Here is a 22,045-nt window from a genome sequence, read left to right as displayed (position 1 = left end):
GCCTGGCTGATACCGTGCGCTACAGGTGTTACTTTGCCACCGATCGGAAAGCGCAGGCTTAGGACTTCATTAAGGCAGTTGAATAATCGTCCCGTGCGGGACATGATGGGGCACGGCGGATGGACACGGCGCGGCAATTGCGCGCTGGAGGGGAATTCTGGTGCCGGTGTTCGAGGCCACCGGCTAACCTGCTGAGTCGTGCTCTGTGAAATCCCGTGCCGGCTCGGACACGGTGACCAGCTCAAGCACGCTGGGGCCAGCGGAAGGCATCATATAGCACCATTATGACGGCGGAATGACGGGCGGATATCCAATTGATGACATTCACAACAACATTACTTCGTTGCCGTCCGGCGCGGCTGACCGCCCCGCTGCTGGCCTGCGCGCTGGCCAGCCTGCTGGCCGCCTGCGCGCCGGCCGGCTTGCAAGCAACGCGCCCGGCCAGCACCGCCCCGACCGTAGCCGCACCGGCAGCGGACTGGCGCGCGCCCTACTTGCAATGGCAGGCGGCCGGCCAGACCGTGCTGCGCATCGACGCGCAGCACTCGCTGATCACCGTGCTGGTGCGGCGCGGGGGGCCGCTGGCCCGCTTCGGCCACGACCACGTGGTGGCCATCCGCCAGTTCGACGGCTACGTGGCCCCCGGCCACAACGGCGCCGACTTCCAGTTCCGGCTCGACCAGATGACGGTGGATGAAGCCGACTTGCGCACACAAGCGGGCCTGGCGCCGCAGCCGACGGCCGACGCCATCGCCGGCACCCGCCACAACATGCTGGCCCGCGTGCTGGACGCCGAGCATTTCCCATTGGTACATGTGCACGCGGCGCACGGCGACAATGATCAGCTACAAGTCAACATCACCCTGCATGGCGTCACGCGCGCACTGCCGGTGCAGGCACAGCGCGAAACGGACGCCGACGGTCTGCGCGTGCGCGGCAAACTCAAACTCAAGCAAACTGATTTCGGCCTGGTTCCATTCTCCGTGATGGGCGGCGCCATGGCCGTGCAGGACGAACTGGAACTGCGCTTCGACTTGCGCGCCCGCTGAGTGTGTGCGCAATGGCTGCGATGGCCGCCATGGTGTCACGTCCCCACTGGCAAAAAAAAAGCCCGCTCCCTTCATCCAAAGGGGGCGGGCGAAAGTTTTCAAATCGGGAGAGACTTGAAAGAGCAAGGCCATTGTGGCAGTGCAGCATGACGTCTTGATGACATCACGTGGTTTTTACGACAAGTCCCCCGTGCGCTCAGCGCGCCACGATCAGGCGTACGCCGAGGCCGACGAAAATGGTGCCGGCCACCCGGTCCAGCCACAACCCGGCGCGCGGCCGGCGATTGAGCCACGCACCGACGGCGCCCGAAAAATAGCCCAACAGACCAAACAGCAGACAGGCCTGGGCCGTAAAAATCAGCCCCAATTGCGCCGTCTGCCAGCTGGCCCCGCCCCGCTCGGCCACGACGAATTGCGGCAGGAACGACAGGAAGAACAGCACCACCTTGGGATTGATGCTGTTGGCAAACAAACCCTTGGCGAACAGCTTGCCCAGCGATTCATCGGGCAAGGCGCTGCCATCCACCCGGGCGCCGCCGCGGCTGCGCAAGGCGCCTATGCCCAGCCACACCAGATACAGGCCACCGGCCAGCTTGAGCCCGCCAAACGCCAGCGGCGACGCCTTGATCAGCGCGCTCACGCCCAGCGCGGCCAGCACCGTGTGGCTCAGGCAGCCCAGGGCGCAGCCCAGGCCAAACGCCATGCCCTGGCGGCGTCCGCGCGACATGCCCACACCGAGCACCATCAAGTTATCGGGCCCCGGCGACACGGTGATCAGCAGCGCGGCCGCGAGAAAGGCAAAGAATTGTTCTGGAGCTATCAACACGCGCACCTCGGCAAAAAGATGAAAAGCGCCATGATACCTTCCGGCCATCAATTCCCGTCCAAAAAAACCGCACACCGCAGCATACGAGCGCTGGTCGAATCGACAATGGCTCGTTTAGAATGGGACACCGTATGCTTGCCAAACTACAAACACCGCGCCACCGCGCCCGACGCGCGCAAGGATAGCCATGAGCGACACCCCGTTTATTGTTCCCATGCTCAAGCAGCTGGCCAAACCCGATGGAACCGCCACCCTGGCCGACCTGGCGCCGGCCGACACGCCCGTGGTGCGGCCGCTGGCGGCCGACGTGGTGGTCATGTATGCGATCGACCGTCCCAACCGCCTCGAATACATCACCAACAAGATGTTCGACGCCATGGGCATGGACCTGGAGGCGCTGCACCAGCTCGCCGTGCGCAACCTGCCGCGCTGCCTGGAGCGTATCCAGCTGCACGATTGCGGCGACGGCGTGATCGGCATCTCCGCCGGCGGCACCTTCGAGGCCACCTTGCTGTTGCTGGACGACCTGTGGCCGCGCCTGGCGCCCCACCTGCCCGGCCAGCCGCTGGCGGCCATTCCGTCGCGCGACCTGATCTTCACCATCGGATCGGCGCAACCGCGCGCATTCGAGCTGATCGCGGCCCGGGCCCGCACCCCGCTGGCCGACCGCCACCACGAACTGTCCACATCCGTCTTCATCCGCCAGGATCAGGGCTGGAGTGCGTACAACAACTGACGGCCCCCGCCCTGCCCACCGCTGTCGATCCCAAGGAGAACCCGTATGTCCAACCGTACGCTAAAGCTTGACGACACGCTGTACCAATACGTGCTCGACCACTCCATCCGCGAGCATCCGGCCCAGAGCGCATTGCGGCAAGCCACCGCCAGCCACCCGCTGGCCGGGATGCAGATTTCGCCCGAGCAAGGGCAATTCATGGCCCTGCTCATCAAGCTGATGGGCGCCCGGCGCACCCTGGAAATTGGCGTTTTCACGGGTTACAGCGCGCTGTCGGTGGCGCTGGCCCTGCCTGATGACGGCCATGTACTGGCCTGCGACGTGAACGGGGAATATCCGCGCATCGGCCAGCCCTACTGGGAACAGGCCGGCGTGGCGCACAAGATCGAACTGTGCCTGGGCCCGGCGCTGGCCACGCTCGACCAGCGGCTCGCCGCCGGCGAAACGGGACTATACGATTTTGCCTTCATCGACGCCGATAAGGTCAGCTACGACGGCTATTATGAGCGTTGCCTGCGCCTGGCGCGCAGCGGCGGCCTGATCGCGATCGACAACACGCTGTGGAGCGGCCAGGTCGCCGCGCCCGCCACCACGCCCGACACCGCTTCCTTACAGGCGCTCAACGTCAAACTGCACGCGGACGAGCGCATCGACCTGTCCCTGCTGCCGCTGAGCGACGGCCTGACGCTGGCCCGCAAGCGCTGACGGGACCGATACTGCCGAAAAGCAACAAACGCCGCGACGCCCATTCCACGCCCTGCCCGGCCCCGGTGTACGATGGTGGCGTGCCGCGACGCGGAATGAAAAAGGATGGACAGATGGGCCGCGAAAACCGCGCCTGGGTACGCATGCCATCGGGCAAGCGCCTTGATTTGCTGGACCCCACGCCCCTGGACTGGGACGATACCGACCTCGCGCTGGGCCTGGCCCGCACCTATCGCTGGGGCGGCCATTCGCGCTGGGATCTGCCGCTGTCGGTGGCCCAGCACTCGATCACGGTAATGCTGCTGCGGCGGGCCATGTCGCCCACGCCGCTGGCGCCGGAAATCGAACTGCGCGAACTGATCCACGACGGCGACGAAGGCTTGATCGGTTTCGATTGCCTGAGCCCGCTCAAACCCTTCCTGGGCGAGCGCTTCCAGCAACTGAGCCAGCGGCTGCAGGATGCCGTATTCCAGCGCTATGGGCTGCAAAGGTGGTCGGCCCAGGAATTCATCGCGCACAAACGGGCCGACCGGGTAGCGGCGGCCAGCGAGGCCGTGCATGTGGTGGGCTGGTCGGAGGAGGAAGTCCGGCGCACGCTCAGGATCACCGAGCGGCCGCTGGCGGACGATCCCCTGCTGGCCCGGTATGGCGGCGTGGCCTGGGAACCCTGGCCACCGCTGCTGGCCCAGCAGCGTTTCCTGGAAGAACTGCAACGACTGCTGGCCGCTTGCGGGTGACGGGAATACCACAGGACGCACCTGAATTCTCAACTTTGGCGGCTAAGCGGGTGTTTACCAAGCGTTTTTCGCAGATATCCACATCAACTGTGGATAACGTTGTGGGTAACCGCCACTTGACAGCCCGCAAGGCCAGTATTGGCGCGGGTTTCAATAAAATGCCCATTCCGCAGGCAGAAAAAATAACCAATAAAATCAAATGCTTATGCATTGTTAAATTGAGGCTCACGGGCAGTTTTCAAGCCCCTCGAAAATATTTTTAATGCCGCTCGGAAAACTTTCGCGCCGTGGCCGGGAATCCTTTGACAAAACGCCGGGGCAGGAATAGTGTCACTCTAACTGCCGCAATGCACAGGCGTTGCAGTACACTACGCGCCCCTCCTAGACTTGCCGTGAGAAATTGCATGGACGTGAATAACGACGACTCGACGAACTGGATGATCGAGGATGAGGTGGCGCCGGCCAAACCGGCCGCCACCCAGGCGCCGTCGCCGTGGCGCGTACTGATCGTGGACGACGACGTCGATGTGCATGTGGTCACCAAATTTTCGCTCAGCAACGCCTGCTTCATGGGCCGGCGGATCAGCTTCCTGCATGCCTACAGCGGCGAGGAAGCACTGAGCACCCTGCGCGCCAATCCGGACGTGGCGCTGGTGCTGCTCGACGTCATCATGGAAACGAGCGACGCCGGCCTGCGCGTGGCGCGCCAGATCCGCGACGCGCTGGGCAACCACCTGGTGCGCATCGTGCTGCGCACGGGCCAGCCGGGCCAGGCACTCGAACACAGCATCATCCTCGATTACGACATCAACGATTTCTGGTGCAAGACCGACCTCACCACGCGCAAACTGTTTACCACCGTGATCTCGTCACTGCGCGCCTACGCGGGGCTGGAAGCGGCCGAACAACGCAACCGCGCGCTGCAGTCGGAACTGAGCCAGGCGCGCCGCCTGCTGGCCGCCGTGGACCAGCATGCGCTGATCATGACCGTCAACGCGGCCGGCAAGATCGCCGACGTCAACGACAAACTGTGCGCCGTGCTGCACTTCGCGCCGGAACAATTGCTGGGCCAGTCGCCGCGCATCCTGCATGCCGCCCCCTTCCCCGAGGACCAGCTGGCCGACGCGCTGCAAGCGCTCAAGGATGGCGAAGCCTGGAGCGACGTGGTGACGGCCTACACCAGCGAAGGCCAGCCATTGCGCCTGCGCACCACCATCATGCCGGCCCTCGACGCCGCAGGCCAGGCGGAAGCCTACGTGGCCGTCGCCAGCCTGATCTGAGGAAGCCGCCTGGGCAGCAAACACTGTTCAGGCATACAGTAGTGAACTGCTTTCATTTTCGTTCAATTTTGCCTGTACTTGCCCGCATCTTGCCGGCATTGTGACAGCGCCCCATGCTAAGTCGCGGATTGTTAAGCACTTTTTCGGATATCCACAATGACTGTGGATATCTTTGTGGACAAGCCCCTCTTGACAACCCAAAAAGCCTGTACTGACGGGCCTTTTAACAAACTGCCTATCCAGAAGGCAAAAAATTACATCCATAAAATCAATGACTTAGAATATCACCGATTGTCACCATGAAAGTTACCGCAAAAAATCTTTCGGGGTCGTTTTGTGTATAACTGAAAGCGTGTGCGGTGGCTGGCAACGGCCAGCGATGCGGGAAGGGAAGCAGCGCGTCCAGCCCGGCGGAAAGTTCGGTTGCCGGGCTGGAATTTATGCGGGATAGAAAATCAATGAGGCGATTTTCGGCGCTGTTCGGGATGCAATAGCACCCGTTCGATGATGTGGGGCTGGATATTGTTGGACTTCAGGTACTCGATCGCGCACATGGTGTTGAAACTGGCTTGCACCAGGATGCCGCGGTCGACCACCGCGCGGCAATGCTCGTCGGTTCTGGCTTGATACAGGTCAGCAGGCATGGGTGGTTCTGTGGGTTGCATGCTTAGAACGTTCATCGCAATCCTCTACGCATTTGTTGGAAGGCGGCCAGCTCCTCATCTGGCCGGGCGCCTGGCCGGCTGCCTGAGACGAGTATTGGTCATGGCGCGCCAAAGTCAATGTCAGCTTCCCATCGTCATCAAATAAAATGTTTTTCCCACACCACGCGCCGGCCGGGCCGTTTTGTGCTAAATCAAACGGACGCTTCGCGCCAGCGGCCTGCCGTATTTTGCTTGTGCCACACGGCAAGCTAACAGCCATGCCATAATGGCGCCATGAGCGCTCCACCTGTGCCGGAACGGCCACGCCCCACTTCCCTGACCGATCTGTTTGTGTCGTTTACCGTGCTGGCCCTGCAAGGCTTTGGCGGCGTGCTGGCCGTCGTGCAGCGCGAACTGGTCGAACGCAAGCGCTGGCTGAGCCAGGAAGAATTCATCGAAGAATGGGCCGTCGCCCAGATCATGCCCGGCCCCAATGTGGTCAACCTGTCCATGATGATAGGCGGGCGCTATTTTGGCTTGCCCGGCGCCATGGCGGCGCTGGCCGGGATGCTGACGGTGCCGCTGCTGCTGGTCCTGCTGCTGGCCCTGCTCCACTCCCATTTCGCCAACCACCCGGGCGTGGCCGGCGCCCTGCGCGGGATGGCCGCCGTGTCGGCCGGACTGATCGCCGCTACCGGCCTGAAACTGACGTCGGCGCTGCGGCGCCACCCACTGCCGCTGCTATGGTCGCTGCCTATCGCCGCGCTGGGCGTGGTATGCGTGGTGCTGCTGCACTGGCCGCTGATCTATACGCTGGCCCTGCTGGGCGGCCTGGGCTGCTGGCTCACCTACCGGAACCTGCGGCCATGAACGCGCCCCTGCACCTGACGCTGGACTGGGCCGACTGGCTCAACCTGTTCGGCCACTACCTGATGCTGTCGCTGATGTCGATCGGCGGCGCCATTTCCACCACGGCGGAAATGCACCGCTTCCTGGTGGAGGAACACCACTGGCTGACCCAATCGCAATTCAATGACTCGATCGCCATCGCCCAGGCGGCGCCGGGGCCGAACGTGCTGTTCGTGGCCTTGATGGGATGGAATGTCGGCATGAACGCCGGCAGCTACCTGGCCGCCCTGGCCGGCGTGGCGATCACGATGACGGGCATCATGGTGCCCAGCACCACCATCACCTACCTGGCGGCGCGCTGGGGCCACCAGAACCGCGAATTACTGGGCGTGCGCGCCTTCAAGCAAGGCATGGCGCCGGTCGTGGTGGGGTTGATGGTGTCGGTGGGCATCATCCTGGGCAGCGCCCACGGGGATATCGCACTGGACTGGTCGCTGTGGCTGCTGTCTGTGGTGGCCGGATTACTGATCTGGCGCACCAAGATCCACTTGCTGTGGCTGCTTGCGGCGGGTGCCGTGCTGGGCTGGTTCCAGCTGGTGTAAGGCCACAAATGACAAGGGCGCCTCGCGGGCGCCCTCGATCCTGCAGTCCTGGCCGCTTATTCCTTGACGGCTTCGACGGCAAACGTCAGCGTCACATCATCACCGACGTAAGGCGCATATTTGCCGGCGTTGAACTCGGTACGCTTGATCTTGGCGACGGCATTGGCGCCGCACGCTTCCTTCTTCATCATCGGGTGCGGCATGCACATGAACGACGTCACCGTCAGCGTGACGGGCTTGGTCACGCCCTTGATGGTCAGGTTGCCGTCGACGGAAGCCAGCTTGTCGCCGTCAAAATTGAACTTGGTGGACTTGTAGGTGATGACGGGGTACTTGGCCGTATCCAGGAAATCTTCGCCCTGCAGGTGGCCGTTGAAGGTCGGATAGCCGGTGTTGACGGACTTGGCGTCGATGGTCACGTCCACCGAACCCGTCTTGGCCGCGCGGTCCAGCACAATCTTGCCCGTGGTGCTGTCAAAACGGCTAGCCTGCGTCGAATAGCCGAAGTGGCTGTATTCGAAACGCGAGAAGGTGTGGGTGCCGTCCATGACGAAGGTTTCCGGGGTGGCCGAGGCGGCCATGGAGAAACCGGCGGCGAACAACAGGGCGACTAACTTTTTCATCTAAAACTCCAGGTTGGGCAAGCGATGGGGGAGCGGCCGTGGCGGCACAACTCATCTGTGACAGAGATTATGCGGTGCCGGAGATTCGATGTAAAACTCAAAATATCCCCGGTTAGTATCGAAAAAATCGATTATCCTGCCGCCACAGCCTGCGCAGCACGGTCGCGGTCGGGCTGGCGTAAAATACCGTTCCAACGAACAAGAAGTACGCCATGCATATCCTGCTCACCTTGCTGCTGGCCGGCCTGACCATGGTCGGACCACTGGCGATCGACACCTATCTTCCGTCTTTCCCTGCCATTACGCGCGATTTCGACACGACGCCGCTTGCCATCCAGCAAACGCTGAGTCTGTTCATGTTTTGCTTTGCGGCCATGATGCTGTTTTACGGCACCCTGTCGGACTCGTTCGGCCGCCGTCCCGTGATCCTGGCCTCGCTGCTGCTGTATATCGCCGCCTCCATCGGCGGCGCGCTGGCGCCCACGCTGGGCGTGCTGCTGGTGTGCCGTGCATTGCAGGGCCTGGCGGCGGGCGCCGGCTCGGTCGTGGGCCGGGCCATCGTACAAGACCGCTTCGAGGGCGCCGAGGCGCAAAAAATCCTGTCGCATGTGATGATGGTGTTCGGGCTGGCGCCCGCCATCGCACCCGTGCTGGGCGGCTGGATGCAGGTGAGCCTGGGCTGGCGCGCCATCTTCTGGTTCCTGGCCGGCTTTGGCGCACTGATGTTCGTGGCCGTGCAGCGGGCGCTGCCGGAAAGCTTGCCGGTACAGTCGCGCCACCCCTTCCATCTGGGCGCGATCGCGGCCAACTACTGGAAAGTGCTGTGCCACCGCCAGTTCCTGCTGCTATCGGTCGCCATCGGCCTCAGTTTCGGCGGCTTCGCGCTGTACATCGGCTCGGCCGCCTATTTCGTCATCGACATCCTGCATTTGCCGGAGACGGCTTTCGCCTGGCTGTTCGTTCCGCTCATCAGCGGCATGGTGGTCGGTTCGGCGCTGGCCGCCAAATTCGCGCACCGCTACGCGCCGCGCACGCTGGTCTGGCTCGGCTACGGGCTGATGGCCTTGTCGGCGGCGGCCAATGTGGGCTACAACTATTGCTACGCGGCCGCCGTGCCCTGGGCCGTGCTGCCGCTGTTCGTCTATTCGTTCGCGCTGGCGCTGGCCATGCCGCCCTTGACCATGATGGCGCTCAACCATTTTCCGGACAACCGCGGCCTGGCCTCGTCCATGCAATCGTTCATCCAGATGCTGCTGTTCGCCCTGGTGTCCGGACTGGTGGCGCCGCTGCTGTTCGACAGCGCGTTCAAGCTCGCCTGCGGCGTGCTGACCGGACTGGTGGCCAGCCTGGCAGCGTGGATGCTGGGCCGGCCGGCCCAGCCTGCACATTGACGGCGCTCAGGGCCACGGCGTCGGCGTCACGTCCTCGTACTGCGGTCCGCCTTCGGATGGCTCCGGCACATGGCGGCCCGGCACCGGATGGCGCGCGTCGGCCAGGGCCAGGATTTCCTTGCGCGCTTCCACGAAATCGGCGCTCGACAAGGGATGCTGGGTGTCGGGCCAGTTGTCGATGGCCCATTGCTGCAACGCCTCGAAGCGGCGCCACAATTCACCGACAAACTGCCGGCGCTGATCACTGTTGTCCATCATTCCTCCGCTTGTGATAACGGTTCAATCTGTGGCAAGCTGCCTGCCATACCGGCGCGCGCACAGGCCGGATGGCGATGCGACCATCATAACGTAATCATGCGCGCGGTCGTACCCGCAATCATGCGCGCCATCATGCGCGGCGACAGCAGCGCTGGGTGTAGTTCCCTTGTGGGCCGGCCAGCAAGTAGAATAGCAATTTGCAAGGGCCGACCTCGTCCGCCCTGCCACCACGGAAACAACGATGCGACTGACTTCCTTCACCGATTACACGCTGCGCACGCTGCTCTACCTGAGCGCCCATCGGGATCGCCTGGTCACCATCCAGGACATCGCCGACGTGCATGCGATTTCCAAGAACCACCTGATGAAGGTGGTGTACCAGCTGGGCCAGTCCGGCCTGGTGGAAACGGTGCGCGGGCGCAACGGCGGGCTGCGGCTGGGCCGCGAGCCCAAGGACATCAACATCGGCCAGCTGATCCGGGACACGGAAACGGATTTCTACATGGCCGAATGTTTCGACCGGGACCACAACACCTGCCCGCTGACCGGCGATTGCCGCCTCAAGTCCGCCCTGGGCCAGGCCACCCGCGCCTACCTCGATGTGCTCGACCGCCTGACCTTGCAGGACATGCTGCCCGGCGCCGCGCCGCCGGCCGAAGGCGTTCCCGTCATCCTGCAACGCCGCCCCTGATCGCGTACGCTCGTGGGGCGCGGCCCGCCGCCGCCGGTTTCACGAGGCCGGCACGCCGACTGCCGCCCGCAGCCGCACGGTTCACGAGGCTGGGACAGCGGCGGCAGCCCGCCGGTCCGGCCCGGCCATGCGGGGCGCGGGCGCCAATCCTTCCAGCACCGCCTTCAGGCGCCGCAGCGCTTCGGCCGATTCGGCCGTCACCTGGCGCCGCACCCGCAACTGGTCGGCCAGCAGGAACAGCAGGTTGGGCCGCGCATAATCGAATTCACGCTCGAACAGCGTGCCGCCGTCGACCGCCGTAAGCCGGTAGCTGACCTTGCCGCTGCCGCCATCCTCGATCTTGCCCGCGATGGCCCAGCGCTCGGGCACCTGCCGCTGCACCACCGTCCAGCGCACCCGCCCCTGGTAACCGGCCACGATGAAGTCCTCATCCACCACCTCGCCCACCCGCAAGGAATGATCGGTCGCCCCGGCCACGGCCAGCGACGACGGATGCCAGCGCGGCCAGTTGCCCGGCGTGGTCACGTAGTCGAACACGGCGCCGGGGCTGCGGGCGATCGCGACGCTGGTGCGCACGGAGGCAGGCGGCAGCGGCAACGGCGCCAGCAGCACGGCGCCCACCGCGACCAGCAGGACCACACCGAACATGGGAACGCGGCTCATTTTGCCTCCTCTGCACCGGATGGCGCCGGCGTGCGCGACGGCCGCCGGCAGCACCGGCAGCGTCGCTGGTATTATAGCCATGCTTATATCCTCGCTGATCGCCAGGCTTATGGCCACGCTGATAGCCACGCTGTTTGCCACGTTTATCGTCACCATGTACCGACCGCCCATCGCGCCTTCGCTCCCCATCCACCGCGCCAACCACCCACGCCTGGCGGCGCTTGTCCTGCCGGAAGCGGCGCCATGAGCAGCTATCTGGCAGCGACCGTGCATGAACGCCTGCGTGGCGTGTTCGACCCGGACAGTTTCGAAGCATTCGATACGCCGGGAACGCCCACGACCAGCCCGCACCTGGCCCGCTTCAACCTCCCGGCCGCAGCCGGTGACGGCGTGGCCATCGGCCGCGCGACGCTGAACGGGGAGACCGTCTACACGGCCGCCCAGGATGGAAACTTCCTGGGCGGCGCCGTGGGCGAGGTACATGGCGCCCGGCTGACCGGTCTGCTGCGCCGCGCAGCCCGCGACCGGGTGGCGGCCGTGGTGCTGCTGATCGAGTCGGGTGGCGTGCGCCTGCAGGAAGCGAACGCCGGGCTGATCGCCGTGTCCGAAGTGATGCGCGCCCTGCTCGACGCGCGCGCCGCCGGCGTGCCCGTGGTGGCGCTGGTCGGTGGCGCCAACGGCGCCTTCGGCGGCATGGGCATCATCGCCTGCTGCGCCAACGTGGTGGTGATGTCGGCCGAGGCGCGGCTGGCCATGTCGGGACCGGAGGTGATCGCCAGCAGCAACGGACGCGCGGAATTCGACCCGCGCGACCGCGACCTGGTGTGGCGCACCACGGGCGGCAAACACCGCTATCTGCTCGGCGACTGCCAGGTGCTGGTGGCCGACGATCTGGCCGCATTCCGCCTGGCGGCGCTGGAGGCGCTGGCCATCTGCACCGGCGCGCCCGTAGCGCTCACGCTCGACGCGCTGGAACACGAGCAGCAGTTGCTGGCCAGCCGGATCGAACGCTTTGGCACACTGCGCGACCCGCTCGACATCTGGCAGGCGCTCGGCATACCGGACGCGCACCACCTGCCGTCGCTGGCCGCGCCCGCCTTCGTCGACGCCACTGTGCCATACCGGCTGGGAACGCCATGATGACGTGGACCGCACTGGCTGCGACCCTGTTCCCGCAAGGGCACGCGATCACGGAACATGACGATTTCCTGAGCGGTACGGCGCAAGTGGATGGCCGGACGGTGGCCGTGGTCGGCACCGCGCACCACGCGGCGATCGGGGTCGAGCTCGCGCTGGCGCAAGCGCAAGCCGTGCTGCGCACGGTACGCGAGGCGCCGGGCCGCCCCATTGTGCTGCTGGTGGACACCATGGGCCAGCGCCTGCGCCATCGCGACGAAATGCTGGGCATCCAGCGCTACATGGCGCATCTGGGAAAATGCCTGGAACTGGCGCGCCAGCGCGGCCATCGCATCATCGCGCTGGTGTATGACCAGGCGCTGTCGGGCGGTTTTGTCAGCAGTGGCCTGATGGCCGATGCCTGCTATGCCCTGCCCGACGCTACCATCCGCGTGATGGGCCTGTCCGCCATGGCGCGCATTGCCAAAGTGCCGGAAGCGACGTTGGCGGAACTGGCGCTCAGCAATCCCGTATTTGCGCCGGGGCCGGAAAACTACCTGCGCATGGGTGGCCTGAAGGCAATCTGGCATGGCGACCCGGCCATGGCGCTGGGGGAGGCACTGGCCAATGAACTGGCCAATGAACTGGCCAATGAACTGACGACGGAACTCGCCACGGAGTTAGCCACGAAGTTAGCCACTGCACCGACAGCGGCGCCGGCTACCGATGAGCGCGCCGCGCTCGGCCTGGCGCGTGGCGGCAGACTGTACGCTTATCCGGTCATGGCGGCTGTGGTGGGCGACGATTGCACCGGACCGGCCTGAACATTTACTGACCCGCCCTCGATCGCGGCGTCGGCGGTCCCCGTGGCCGCGCTCGTGTTAGCGGCGTTGATGCTGGGTCGCCCAGCTCACGATGTTGGCCGCGTCCATTGCGCCGGGCTGGCGCGCCACCTCCCGCCCTTGTTGAAACAGCGCCAGCGTGGGGATGCTGCGGATCGCATAGCGCGCCGCCAGTTCCTGCGCCTCCTCCGTGTTGAGCTTGACGACGCGAAAAGCCGGTTCCAGCCGCTGCGTCGCCTGCGCGAAGTGCGGCGCCATGGACCGGCACGGCCCGCACCACGGCGCCCAGAAATCGACCAGCACGGGTATGTCGCTGCGCTCGATATGCTTGAGGAAACGGGCCGCTGGGAGCTCCAGCGGCTGGCCGCTGAACAGGGCCGCCTGACACTTGCCGCACACGGGCTGCTGGCGCAGGCGCGCGGCCGGCACGCGGTTGACGGCGTCGCAATGCGGACAAACGATGTGCAGGGATGGGCTCGATTCAGCAGTCATGGCAAGTGCCTTGTGAATTGACAGGGAATAGCTGCAAGCGTAGCAGAAATCGGCGTGCGCCGCCGCCAGCGGCTATGAAGCAAACGCAAGTATCGGTATGATCGCTATGATATGGCGGCAATGGGGCAGCAATAGGCGGCGATGAGGCGGCAATGAATAAGCGGCCCGTGCCCGGCATCCAGCAGCCACGGCCTGTCCCCTTGAGCGGAGAACGCGATGGAATTCATCAACACGGAACGACTGCGGATCGGCTACCGCGAGCATGGCATGCCGGACGGCGAGCCCCTGATGCTGCTGCACGGCTGGCCCGACGATATCCACACCTGGGACCCGTTGATTCCTGCGCTGGCCAGCGTCGGCTATCGCATCGTGGTGCCCTTCCTGCGCGGCACCGGCGAGACCCGCTTCCTCGATCCGCACACGCCCCGCAGCGGTCAGCTCAGCGCGCTGGCCCAGGATGCATTGGACCTGGCCGACGCCCTGCGCCTGCCGCCGTTCACCATCATCGGCCACGACTGGGGCGCGCGCGCCGCCTACAACGCGGCCCTGCTGGCGCCGCAACGGGTGAAGCGCTGCATCGCGCTGTCCGTGGGCTGGGGCACCAACGACGCCAGCCAGGCGCTGAGCCTGGAGCAGGCGCGCAACTACTGGTATCACTGGTACATGGCCACGGAACGGGGCGCGGACGCCGTGCGCAAGGAGCGGCGCGAACTGGCCTGCCTGCTGTGGCAGACGTGGGCGCCGGACTGGCAATTCACCCAGGCCGAATTCCGCAGCACGGCGCACTCATTCGACAACCCGGACTGGCCCGCCGTGACCGTGCATTCCTACCGTCACCGCTGGGGCTTCGCGGCCGGCGATCCCTACTACGCGCCACAGGAAGCGGCGCTGCGCAACAGCAGCGTCATCACCGTGCCCACGCTGCTGCTCCATGGCGAACAGGATGGCGCCAACGGCATCGCCACCTCGGCGCACAAGGAACACCTGTTTTCCGCACCGTACCAGCGCATCGTGCTGGCCGGCGCCGGTCACTTCCCCCAGCGCGAACAACCGGAGACAGTGGCACGCCACATCATGGACTGGCTGCGCGAGACGCCCTGAGCCGCCTCATGGGGCGGCCGCGTGCTGCCGCGCACAGCCAGGCCAGGCCCGTGCCATCCGGGCCACGGGCCTGACCAAAGGGCCGGGAACTTAGGTTTCCTTGCGTGCGCCCGGTTTGCCGGCGGTGGTGGACGGTGCGCCCTGATGCATGCCAGGCGTGGACGTGCCGCCCTGATGCATGCCGGCGCCCGTCGTGCCGCCGCCCTGCATGCCCGCTTGCGACTCGCGCCCTTCCATGCCATCGCCATGGGCGCTCTGCAGCGTGGACGAGCCGCGCATTTCATTGCCGCGCGCAGCCTGGCGCATGCCCTGGTCGGCCAGCCGTTCGAACGGATCGGTGAACTTGCGCATCGCGTCCTGCTGGTTGCGCATGGTCTTCTCCGTTTCCTCGGTGGCCACCCGGGCCACCTCGTCGGCCAGGGCCTTGGCCGTGCGGCTGGTTTCCGCCACGTGTTCCTCGGCCACCTTGGCCAGGTCCACGTGGGTGTCGGCGGCGATGCGCGACACATGCTGCTGGTAGGCGCGCAGCTTCTCGGCGGCCGGCTGGGCGTGGGCGGCCGCGGCGGCCAGCACTTCGGCTGGACGATTGGCCGTCAACATCTGCTGGCCTGCGACGCTGCCTTCCTCAAGCATGGTCTGGGCCAGTTGCAGGTTCAGGTCGCTGTATTGCTGCATGGTGCGGAACAGGGATTTGGAAAAGTCGTTGAAGTACGACAGTTGTGCCTCCAGGTGCGTTTTGGCGGCGGGGGTGACGGTTTGCTGAAATGGATACATGAATGCCTCGAATGGTGTCAGTGCTGCGTGGGTTGGAATGGCGGAATGCCCCGTTGCGGCGGGGTAATCGCAGTCGAACGCGCGGTCGAACAGACTTGCAGTTCGCGTTTGGAGCGCGAGTCACAAGGCTACGTTAGCAGCACCATCGAAGCATGATCTGGATCAAACGTGCGGGCCTTTGGACGCCGCCCATGGGCGCCCGCCCGGCACAGGATTCACAGTGGCAAGCACAATTGCAGCGCACCGTCTGGCGCCGCGTCCGGCACCGCTGCTGGTGACGCCGACGGCACCGCCGGCACTGTCGCGAGGGCTGGTTCGATCGCGGCCCTGGCGTGCGCCGATGGCCTTGCCGGCGCCAGCGTCGCCGGTTCCCACGCGAAGCAATCGGGGCCCAACGCCAGCGCGCGGGCCAGCCCGACGGCCTGCTCGGGCGACAGGTCCGGGTCCAGCCAGCTGGCCGCGTCGGCCGCCTCCAGCACCAGCGGGCTGCGGTCGTGCACGTCGACCATGCCGCCTTGCGAATCCGTGGTCAGCAGCACAAAGCCGCCCTCGGCCGGATGCTCGCGCGCAGGCGCGAAGCAGGCCAGCGCCAGCATGTACAGCGGCGCACGGTCCTTGCGGTGGATGTGCCAGGCCTGGCGCTTGCCCTTCTCGCCCGTCCATTCATACCAGCCGTGGGCTGGCACCACGGCGCGCCCCGACTGCAGCAGCCGGCGCCAGTAATTGCCGTGGACTTTCTCCAGCCGCGCCTGGTAGGCGACGGGCAGCTTGCCCACCGCCCAGGACGGGCGGTAGCCCCAGTACACATCCTCGGCCACGGGCGCGCCGCCGTGCTGGTGGAACAGCAGCCGCGCCGTGCCGGGCGTGGCGTTGACGGTCGGGTCGGCCTGGCCCCGGTAAGCCGCGTCAGCCCAGCCAAAGGCGGCCACATAACGCCGCGCAATATCGTTCTGATCGAATCGTCCGCACATGGTGGGCCGCCGTATAGTCGATGACGCAACTATTCTAGCGCCGAACGGGCGCTGGTGTACTCAGCGGTTCGGCGCGTCGTCCGGCACGAACCACAGCTCGCGCCGGCCCAGCGGCGTCTCGGGCGGCAGCAGCGGATTGGGCAGCTCGATCACGCGCCGGCCCGCCAGCGCGGCACGCCGGATCAGCGCCCCGTAATGCTGGTAGAACAGGCGGTCGAAGGAACCGTCTGCCAGTGCCGCCTCCACCCCTTGCCGCACGGCCTCGGCCAGGCCGGTGTTACCGCGCCGGACAAAAAAATAATCGGCCGCCGGGTAGTGCAGCGCCAGCGCCGGCTCCACCGCCAGACCCGGGTGGCGCGCGGCGTCGGCCCATACTTCGTTGACGGAGCGGGGCATCCAGTCCACCTGCCCCACGCCTAGCATGTTGAACAGTTCGCGGTAGCTCGCGGCCGTGACCACGGTCAGGCCGCTGTTGCGCAGGATCGCCGTGTCGGGCCAGTCGGCGCCCTGGGCCGCGCTGAACGCACGCAATCCGGCCAGGTCGCGCACCTTGCGCAGCCGCTCCTGCTCGCCAGTGCGCAACAGGCCGATGCGCCAGCCGACCAGCCCCTTGGTGAGCGGGATGCGCACCGGCAGCAGGCGCTGCTCGCGCTCGGCCGACGTGACGGTCGCAAGGATATCGACGCGGCCACTGCCCTGCTCCAGTTCCAGCATGGCGCGGTTCTGTTGCATGGGCAATGGACTCAGGGACACCTGATACTGGCCGCCCGCCTTCTCCAGGGCCAGCCGCAGCAGGGCCACGGCGTAATCGCCTTCGGGCTCGTCCAGCGTTTCGACGCGGGGAAAAATGACCGTGGTGGCGCCCCAGGCGCAGCCGCAAGCCCACAACGCCCACGCGCCCAGCCAGCGGCGCAAGGCGCGCTTCGACGACACAAGGGAAGGCAGCGCAGCCATGACAGGCCCCCGCGGACAGGTTGGCCGGACCGCGCATCATGCGCTCCGGCATGACTTATGGTCGCCCACCGGCCTGCCAGTGTCAAGCAAGCCAGGAGCGCGATCTGCTCAAACTTTCAGCAAAAAATGCGCGCAGCTTGAGATTGCGGTGTACACTATGGTTTCTTGCCGAAGGGAAATAACATGAGTATCGCCGCCCTCAGCGCCGGCCTGTCCGGTCTGAACGCTAGCCAGCGCGCGCTGGACACCACCGCACACAACGTCGCCAACGCCAGCACCCAGGGCTTCCAGCCGCGCCAGGCGCAATTCCAGGAAGCCAGTCCGGCCGGCAGCGGCGTGACGTTATCGCAACAGGCGCGGGCGCAGGCTGCTGCCACGCCGGCGGCCACCTCGGGCGCCCTGAAAGGCGACAGCGGCACTGATCTGGCCAAGGAAGCCACCAACGCGCTGGTCTACAAGGCCCAGTTCGACCTGTCGGCCAAAGTCATCAAAACCACCGACCAGACGCTGGGCTCGCTCATCAATATCAAGGCCTGAATCGGGCCCCCGGCACCCGCCGGCAGCGCCTTTCGCGCACGGCAAGCTTTCATAAAAAACATTGACAGCGGCGCCCCCGCAGGGGCACACTGCGCCGGACTGGCGTGGCGCAGCCGCCGTTCCCAGGCCCGGCGCCGCACGGCGTAGCCATGCGCCCGGCCGGGCACTCCCACCTCCACCACGACCAGGGCCAGCACGCGCCCGGCACCCGCGCGCGCATGGCAGCCATGCCGGTGACACCGCCAACACGGCCATCCAGCCACGGGCCACGCCAATGAAAGGACGCCCTTGATACGCGACCAGGAAACGCTACAGCTGCTGCTCGACAGTGTGCGCCGCTTCGTGCGCGACGTGCTGCTGCCCCATGAACGGGAAGTGGCCGACACCGACCAGATCCCGCCGGCCATCGTGGCGCAGATGCGGGAACTGGGCCTGTTCGGTCTGTCGTTGCCGGAGCAGTACGGCGGCCTGGCCCTGACCATGGAGGAGGAAGTGCAGGTGGCGTTCGCGCTGGCGCACGCCTCGCCCGCCTTCCGTTCGCTGATCGGCACCAACAACGGCATCGGCGCCATGGGCATCGTGCTCGATGGCAGCGACGAACAGCGCCAGCGCTACCTGCCGCGCATGGCCAGCGGCGAACTGATAGGCTCGTTCGCCCTGACCGAACCGGAAGCCGGCTCCGACGCCGCCGCGCTGCGCACCAGCGCCGTGCGCGGCCACGACGCCGATGGCGACCATTATCTGATCAACGGCACCAAGCGCTACATCACCAACGCGCCCGAGGCCGGCCTGTTCACCGTGATGGCCCGCACCGACCCGGCCACGCCCGGCGCGGCCGGCGTGTCGGCCTTCCTGGTCGAGCGCGGCACGCCCGGCCTCGCGCTCGGCCCCATCGACCGCAAGATGGGCCAGCGCGGCGCCCACACCTGCGACGTCATCTTCCAGAACTGCCGGGTGCCGGCCGCCAACCTGATCGGCCGCGAAGGGACCGGCTTCAAGACCGCCATGAAGGTGCTCGACAAGGGCCGCCTGCACATCGCCGCCGTATGCGTGGGCGCGGCCGAACGAATGCTCGACGACGCGCTGCGCTACGCCATCGAGCGCCGCCAGTTCGGCCAGCCCATCGCCGAATTCCAGCTGGTGCAAGCCATGCTGGCCGACAGCCAGACGGAGATCTACGCCGCCCGCAGCATGGTGCTGGACGCGGCCCGGCGCCGCGACGATGGCCACAACATCGCCACCGAGGCCGCCTGCTGCAAGCTGTTCGCCTCGGAGATGTGCGGCCGCGTGGCCGACCGCGCGGTGCAGATCCTGGGCGGCGCCGGCTACATGGCCGACTACGCAGCCGAACGCTTCTACCGCGACGTGCGCCTGTTCCGCATTTTCGAAGGCACCTCGCAGGTGCAGCAGCTGGTCATCGCCCGCAACATGATCAAGGCCGCCCATGCGTGATACCGACACCACGTCCCTGCTGGACGCCCTGCCCGCACGCCTGTCCGACATCGTGCGCGCCGGCGCCGCGCGCGCGCCGCACGATCCGGCGCTGCACGATGGCCAGCGCCACTGGAGCTACGCCGAACTGGCGCGCGCGGTGGACGACACGGCCGCCCTGCTGCGCAAGCTGAAGGTGCGCGGCGGCGACCGCGTGATGGTGGTGGCGGAAAACTGCGTGGCGCAGGTGGTGCTGACCTTCGCCTGCGCGGCCGTCGATGCCTGGGTGGTGCATGTGAACGGCCGACTGTCGGCGCGCGAAGTAGACCTGATCCGCGACCACAGCGGCGCACGCCGCGTGTTCTACACGGCATCCTGTTCGCCGGAAGCGGCGGCCCACGGCCGGCGCCACCGCGCGCGCGTGGCCGACACCGCGTTCGGGCAGTGGATGATCGGCGAGCTCAATGCCCGCTGCCTGCCCGAACCGGTGCAGGCCGACGGCGCCGCCCAAGCGGCCGCCCTCCTCTACACCACGGGCACCACGGGCCAGCCCAAGGGCGTGATGCTGAGCCACCGCAGCCTGCTGTTCATCGCCGCCGTCTCTAGCCGGCTGCGCGGCCTGCAGCCGGGCGACCGGGCCTGGGGCGTGCTGCCCATCTCGCATGTGTACGGCCTCGCGTCGGTCATGCTGGGCACCCTGCACGCGGGCGCCTGCCTGTACCTGTGCCCACGCTTCCAGCCCGCGCTGCTGCTGCAGGCGCTCGAACGCGACCGCCTCACCATCCTGCAGGGCGTGCCCGGCATGTACGCGCGCCTGCTCGAAACCCTGGCCACGCCGGGCCAGCGGCTGGCGACGCAACTGCGCTTCATCTACGCCGGCGGCTCGCCGCTCACGCCAAGCCTGAAGGCGGACGTGGAGCAGTTGTTCGGCCTGCCCCTGCACAACGGCTACGGCCTGACGGAATCGTCGCCCACCGTCAGCCAGACCCGCCTGGACCAGCCGCGCACCGACACTTCGGTCGGCATGGTGATCCCCGGCGTGGAGGCGCGCATCGTCGATGCCGACGGCGCGGACGTGGCGACCGGCACACCGGGCGAACTCTGGGTACGCGGCCCCAACGTGATGCTCGGCTACTACCGCGAGCCGGGCCTGAGCGCGGCCGCCATGCGCGACGGCGGCTGGCTCAATACGGGCGACATCGCCCGCCGCGAGGCCGATGGCGCGCTGTTCATCGCCGGCCGCACCAAGGAATTGATCATCCGTTCCGGCTTCAACGTCTATCCGCTGGAAGTGGAGACGGTGCTCAACGCCCATCCCGGCGTGACCCAATCGGCCGTGGTGGGACGCAACGCGGCCGACGGCAACGAGGAAGTGGTAGCCTATGTGGAACTGGACCCGCGCCGCGACGTAGCGCTGGACGAACTGCACCACCATCTGGCCGGCGCGCTGGCGCCGTACAAGCGCCCGGCCGAAATCATCGCCATGGCGGCGCTGCCGGCGGCGGCCAGCGGCAAAATCCTGAAGAACCAGCTGCGCCAGATGGCACAGGGCGCGGCGCCCCATAAAACAGAACATAACAAGCACGGGAGAGAGTGAACAAATGCGAACAACAATCAAGCGCGCCACCCTGGCCGCACTGGTGATGACCGCCTGCGCCACCGGCGCGGCGCAGGCCGAGGAATTCCTGGTCGGCGTGGAACTACCGCTGACGGGCAGCCTGGCCCGCGTGGGCAACGGCATGCAGGAGGGTGTGGCCGTGGCGGCCGAAGTGTTCAACAAGACCAACGGCAAGCACAAGATCAAGCTGACCACGGTGGACGACGAATCGGCGCCGGCCAAGGCCATCGCGGCGGTGGAAAAGCTGGCCAGCCAGGGCGTGGTGGCCATCACGGGCGGCTATGGCTCGAACAATATCGCGCCAGCGTCGGACGCGGCCAACAAGCTCAATCTGGTCTACATGACCTCGGGCGGCGTGGACGACAGTCTAGTCAACAGCGGCCGCAAGAATTTTTTCCGCATCAATAACACGGCCGGCTACGAGCGCGCCGTGCTAGGCCTGCTGAGCGACCTGGGCGCCAAGTCCGTCTCCATCATCTATTCGACCAAGGAAGCCACTTCCGACCTGAGCGCGGCCGTCACCAAGGCGCTGGGCGCGCGCGGCGTCAAGGTCAACAGCCACTCCTTCGATCCGGCCATCACCGACTTCAAGCCCATCGTCAACAAGATCAAGCTGCAGGACAAGTCCGACGTGATCCTGATGGTGGGCTACGAGAACGATTACGTGGGCATCCTGCGTGCGGCGCGCGTGCTCAAGCCCGGCGTCAAGGCCATGGTGGGCGTGTGGTCGCTGGCCACGCCCAAGATGGCGGCCGAATTCCCGGACCTGATGCCCAATGTCTACGGCACGGCCCTGCTGCCCTTCCCCGCCACGTTCGAGACGGCGGACGGCAAGGCCTTCGCCGACGGCTACCGCCAGTTGTACAAGAAGGAGCCCGACTACCTGGGCCAGTTCGGCTACGTGCAGGCCTCGCTGCTGTTCGAAGCTATCGCGCGCGCGGCCGACAAGGGCACGATCAAGAAAGGCGGTATCGCGGAGGAACTGCGCAAGACCGACCGCGACACGCTGATCGGCCGCGTGCAGTTCAACGCCAACGGCGACAACCCCAACTTCGTGCACCGCATGGGCCAGCACCAGGACAAGAAGATCGTCATCGTCTGGCCGAAGGAACATGCCACGGGCAAGCCGGTCTATCCCGGCCTGCCGTGGTAAGG

Annotated in this window: 25 protein-coding genes; 16 read left to right on the top strand and 9 right to left on the bottom strand. The window is 66.2% G+C overall.

Going from position 1 to position 22,045, the window contains the following annotated elements:
- Positions 1 to 317 precede the first annotated feature (317 nt).
- Positions 318 to 1,049, top strand: coding sequence for a YceI family protein (locus H3H37_RS12990; protein ID WP_182163057.1), 732 nt, complete (start codon positions 318 to 320; stop codon positions 1,047 to 1,049).
- 196 nt (positions 1,050 to 1,245) lie between these two features.
- On the opposite strand, the gene H3H37_RS12985 is transcribed toward H3H37_RS12990, so the two are convergent.
- Entirely contained in the window at positions 1,246 to 1,875 is a 630-nt protein-coding gene (locus H3H37_RS12985) for a LysE family translocator (protein WP_311197484.1), read from the bottom strand.
- 187 nt (positions 1,876 to 2,062) lie between these two features.
- Between H3H37_RS12985 and H3H37_RS12980 the strand changes: the two genes are divergently transcribed.
- The 4 genes from H3H37_RS12980 to H3H37_RS12965 all read left to right on the top strand — a co-directional run bounded on the left by H3H37_RS12980 (position 2,063) and on the right by H3H37_RS12965 (position 5,333).
- The gene (locus H3H37_RS12980) at positions 2,063 to 2,611 is read left to right on the top strand and encodes a DUF1444 domain-containing protein (protein ID WP_182163053.1); all 549 of its coding nucleotides are present in this window, start codon (positions 2,063 to 2,065) and stop codon (positions 2,609 to 2,611) included.
- A 45-nt stretch (positions 2,612 to 2,656) separates the two neighbouring features.
- Positions 2,657 to 3,316, top strand: a complete 660-nt coding sequence (locus tag H3H37_RS12975; protein WP_182163051.1) for a class I SAM-dependent methyltransferase — start codon at positions 2,657 to 2,659, stop codon at positions 3,314 to 3,316.
- A 113-nt stretch (positions 3,317 to 3,429) separates the two neighbouring features.
- Positions 3,430 to 4,053, top strand: coding sequence for a phosphohydrolase (locus H3H37_RS12970; RefSeq protein ID WP_182163049.1), 624 nt, complete (start codon positions 3,430 to 3,432; stop codon positions 4,051 to 4,053).
- 404 nt (positions 4,054 to 4,457) lie between these two features.
- Positions 4,458 to 5,333 carry a PAS domain-containing protein gene (locus H3H37_RS12965; RefSeq protein ID WP_229218805.1) on the top strand — a complete coding sequence of 292 codons (876 nt, stop codon included), beginning with the start codon at positions 4,458 to 4,460 and terminating at the stop codon, positions 5,331 to 5,333.
- Between the two features lie 455 nt (positions 5,334 to 5,788).
- On the opposite strand, the gene H3H37_RS12960 is transcribed toward H3H37_RS12965, so the two are convergent.
- Entirely contained in the window at positions 5,789 to 5,977 is a 189-nt protein-coding gene (locus H3H37_RS12960; RefSeq protein ID WP_182163047.1) for a hypothetical protein, read from the bottom strand.
- 294 nt (positions 5,978 to 6,271) lie between these two features.
- Here H3H37_RS12960 and H3H37_RS12955 point away from each other — a divergent pair, with 294 nt between their 5' ends.
- Positions 6,272 to 6,847, top strand: a complete 576-nt coding sequence (locus H3H37_RS12955) for a chromate transporter (protein WP_182163045.1) — start codon at positions 6,272 to 6,274, stop codon at positions 6,845 to 6,847.
- Positions 6,844 to 7,428: a chromate transporter gene (locus tag H3H37_RS12950; protein WP_182163043.1), complete on the top strand. Its 585-nt coding sequence runs from the start codon at positions 6,844 to 6,846 to the stop codon at positions 7,426 to 7,428. Before H3H37_RS12955 ends, H3H37_RS12950 begins: the two co-directional genes overlap by 4 nt.
- 56 nt (positions 7,429 to 7,484) lie before the next feature.
- Here the strand turns inward: H3H37_RS12950 and H3H37_RS12945 are convergent, their stop codons facing one another.
- On the bottom strand, positions 7,485 to 8,051 hold the full coding sequence (locus H3H37_RS12945) for a YceI family protein (RefSeq protein WP_182163041.1): 567 nt from the start codon (positions 8,049 to 8,051) through the stop codon (positions 7,485 to 7,487).
- 212 nt (positions 8,052 to 8,263) lie between these two features.
- Between H3H37_RS12945 and H3H37_RS12940 the strand changes: the two genes are divergently transcribed.
- Positions 8,264 to 9,442 carry a multidrug effflux MFS transporter gene (locus tag H3H37_RS12940; protein WP_182163039.1) on the top strand — a complete coding sequence of 393 codons (1,179 nt, stop codon included), beginning with the start codon at positions 8,264 to 8,266 and terminating at the stop codon, positions 9,440 to 9,442.
- A 6-nt stretch (positions 9,443 to 9,448) separates the two neighbouring features.
- On the opposite strand, the gene H3H37_RS12935 is transcribed toward H3H37_RS12940, so the two are convergent.
- Positions 9,449 to 9,700 carry a hypothetical protein gene (locus tag H3H37_RS12935; RefSeq protein ID WP_182163037.1) on the bottom strand — a complete coding sequence of 84 codons (252 nt, stop codon included), beginning with the start codon at positions 9,698 to 9,700 and terminating at the stop codon, positions 9,449 to 9,451.
- Positions 9,701 to 9,941: 241 nt separating this feature from the next.
- Here H3H37_RS12935 and H3H37_RS12930 point away from each other — a divergent pair, with 241 nt between their 5' ends.
- Positions 9,942 to 10,391, top strand: a complete 450-nt coding sequence (locus H3H37_RS12930) for an RrF2 family transcriptional regulator (RefSeq protein ID WP_182163035.1) — start codon at positions 9,942 to 9,944, stop codon at positions 10,389 to 10,391.
- An 81-nt stretch (positions 10,392 to 10,472) separates the two neighbouring features.
- Here H3H37_RS12930 and H3H37_RS12925 read toward each other — a convergent pair whose 3' ends face one another.
- Positions 10,473 to 11,054, bottom strand: coding sequence for an SRPBCC family protein (locus tag H3H37_RS12925; RefSeq protein WP_229218804.1), 582 nt, complete (start codon positions 11,052 to 11,054; stop codon positions 10,473 to 10,475).
- 243 nt (positions 11,055 to 11,297) lie between these two features.
- Here H3H37_RS12925 and H3H37_RS12920 point away from each other — a divergent pair, with 243 nt between their 5' ends.
- Both H3H37_RS12920 and H3H37_RS12915 read left to right on the top strand, forming a co-directional pair.
- Entirely contained in the window at positions 11,298 to 12,194 is an 897-nt protein-coding gene (locus H3H37_RS12920; RefSeq protein ID WP_182163033.1) for a biotin-independent malonate decarboxylase subunit beta, read from the top strand.
- A complete protein-coding gene (locus H3H37_RS12915) occupies positions 12,194 to 12,994 on the top strand; it encodes a biotin-independent malonate decarboxylase subunit gamma (protein WP_182163167.1) in 801 nt (266 codons plus the stop codon). The genes H3H37_RS12920 and H3H37_RS12915 overlap by 1 nt, the downstream gene beginning before the upstream one ends.
- 57 nt (positions 12,995 to 13,051) lie before the next feature.
- On the opposite strand, the gene trxC is transcribed toward H3H37_RS12915, so the two are convergent.
- Positions 13,052 to 13,504: a thioredoxin TrxC gene (gene trxC / locus H3H37_RS12910; protein WP_182163031.1), complete on the bottom strand. Its 453-nt coding sequence runs from the start codon at positions 13,502 to 13,504 to the stop codon at positions 13,052 to 13,054.
- Between the two features lie 216 nt (positions 13,505 to 13,720).
- Between trxC and H3H37_RS12905 the strand changes: the two genes are divergently transcribed.
- Positions 13,721 to 14,605, top strand: coding sequence for an alpha/beta fold hydrolase (locus H3H37_RS12905; RefSeq protein WP_182163029.1), 885 nt, complete (start codon positions 13,721 to 13,723; stop codon positions 14,603 to 14,605).
- A gap of 90 nt (positions 14,606 to 14,695) precedes the next feature.
- Here the strand turns inward: H3H37_RS12905 and H3H37_RS12900 are convergent, their stop codons facing one another.
- The 3 genes from H3H37_RS12900 to H3H37_RS12890 all read right to left on the bottom strand — a co-directional run bounded on the left by H3H37_RS12900 (position 14,696) and on the right by H3H37_RS12890 (position 17,304).
- Positions 14,696 to 15,379: a phasin family protein gene (locus H3H37_RS12900; RefSeq protein ID WP_182163027.1), complete on the bottom strand. Its 684-nt coding sequence runs from the start codon at positions 15,377 to 15,379 to the stop codon at positions 14,696 to 14,698.
- A gap of 215 nt (positions 15,380 to 15,594) precedes the next feature.
- Positions 15,595 to 16,350 (bottom strand): SOS response-associated peptidase, encoded by a 756-nt coding sequence (locus H3H37_RS12895; RefSeq protein WP_182163025.1) that lies wholly within the window; start codon positions 16,348 to 16,350, stop codon positions 15,595 to 15,597.
- A gap of 60 nt (positions 16,351 to 16,410) precedes the next feature.
- A complete protein-coding gene (locus H3H37_RS12890) occupies positions 16,411 to 17,304 on the bottom strand; it encodes a substrate-binding periplasmic protein (RefSeq protein WP_182163023.1) in 894 nt (297 codons plus the stop codon).
- A gap of 183 nt (positions 17,305 to 17,487) precedes the next feature.
- On the opposite strand from H3H37_RS12890, the gene H3H37_RS12885 reads away from it, so the two are divergent.
- From H3H37_RS12885 to H3H37_RS12870, 4 genes are all read left to right on the top strand, one after another.
- Entirely contained in the window at positions 17,488 to 17,841 is a 354-nt protein-coding gene (locus tag H3H37_RS12885; protein WP_182163021.1) for a flagellar basal body protein, read from the top strand.
- A 288-nt stretch (positions 17,842 to 18,129) separates the two neighbouring features.
- Positions 18,130 to 19,293 (top strand): acyl-CoA dehydrogenase family protein, encoded by a 1,164-nt coding sequence (locus tag H3H37_RS12880; protein ID WP_182163019.1) that lies wholly within the window; start codon positions 18,130 to 18,132, stop codon positions 19,291 to 19,293.
- Positions 19,286 to 20,869: a class I adenylate-forming enzyme family protein gene (locus tag H3H37_RS12875; protein ID WP_182163018.1), complete on the top strand. Its 1,584-nt coding sequence runs from the start codon at positions 19,286 to 19,288 to the stop codon at positions 20,867 to 20,869. Before H3H37_RS12880 ends, H3H37_RS12875 begins: the two co-directional genes overlap by 8 nt.
- Positions 20,870 to 20,873: 4 nt before the next feature.
- Positions 20,874 to 22,043, top strand: coding sequence for an ABC transporter substrate-binding protein (locus tag H3H37_RS12870; RefSeq protein WP_182163016.1), 1,170 nt, complete (start codon positions 20,874 to 20,876; stop codon positions 22,041 to 22,043).
- The last annotated feature ends 2 nt before the right edge of the window (positions 22,044 to 22,045 follow it).

It is taken from the genome of Rugamonas brunnea (assembly GCF_014042345.1).
Taxonomy (GTDB): Bacteria; Pseudomonadota; Gammaproteobacteria; order Burkholderiales; family Burkholderiaceae_D; genus Rugamonas; species Rugamonas brunnea.
This window is presented reverse-complemented; position numbering and strand designations above follow the sequence as displayed.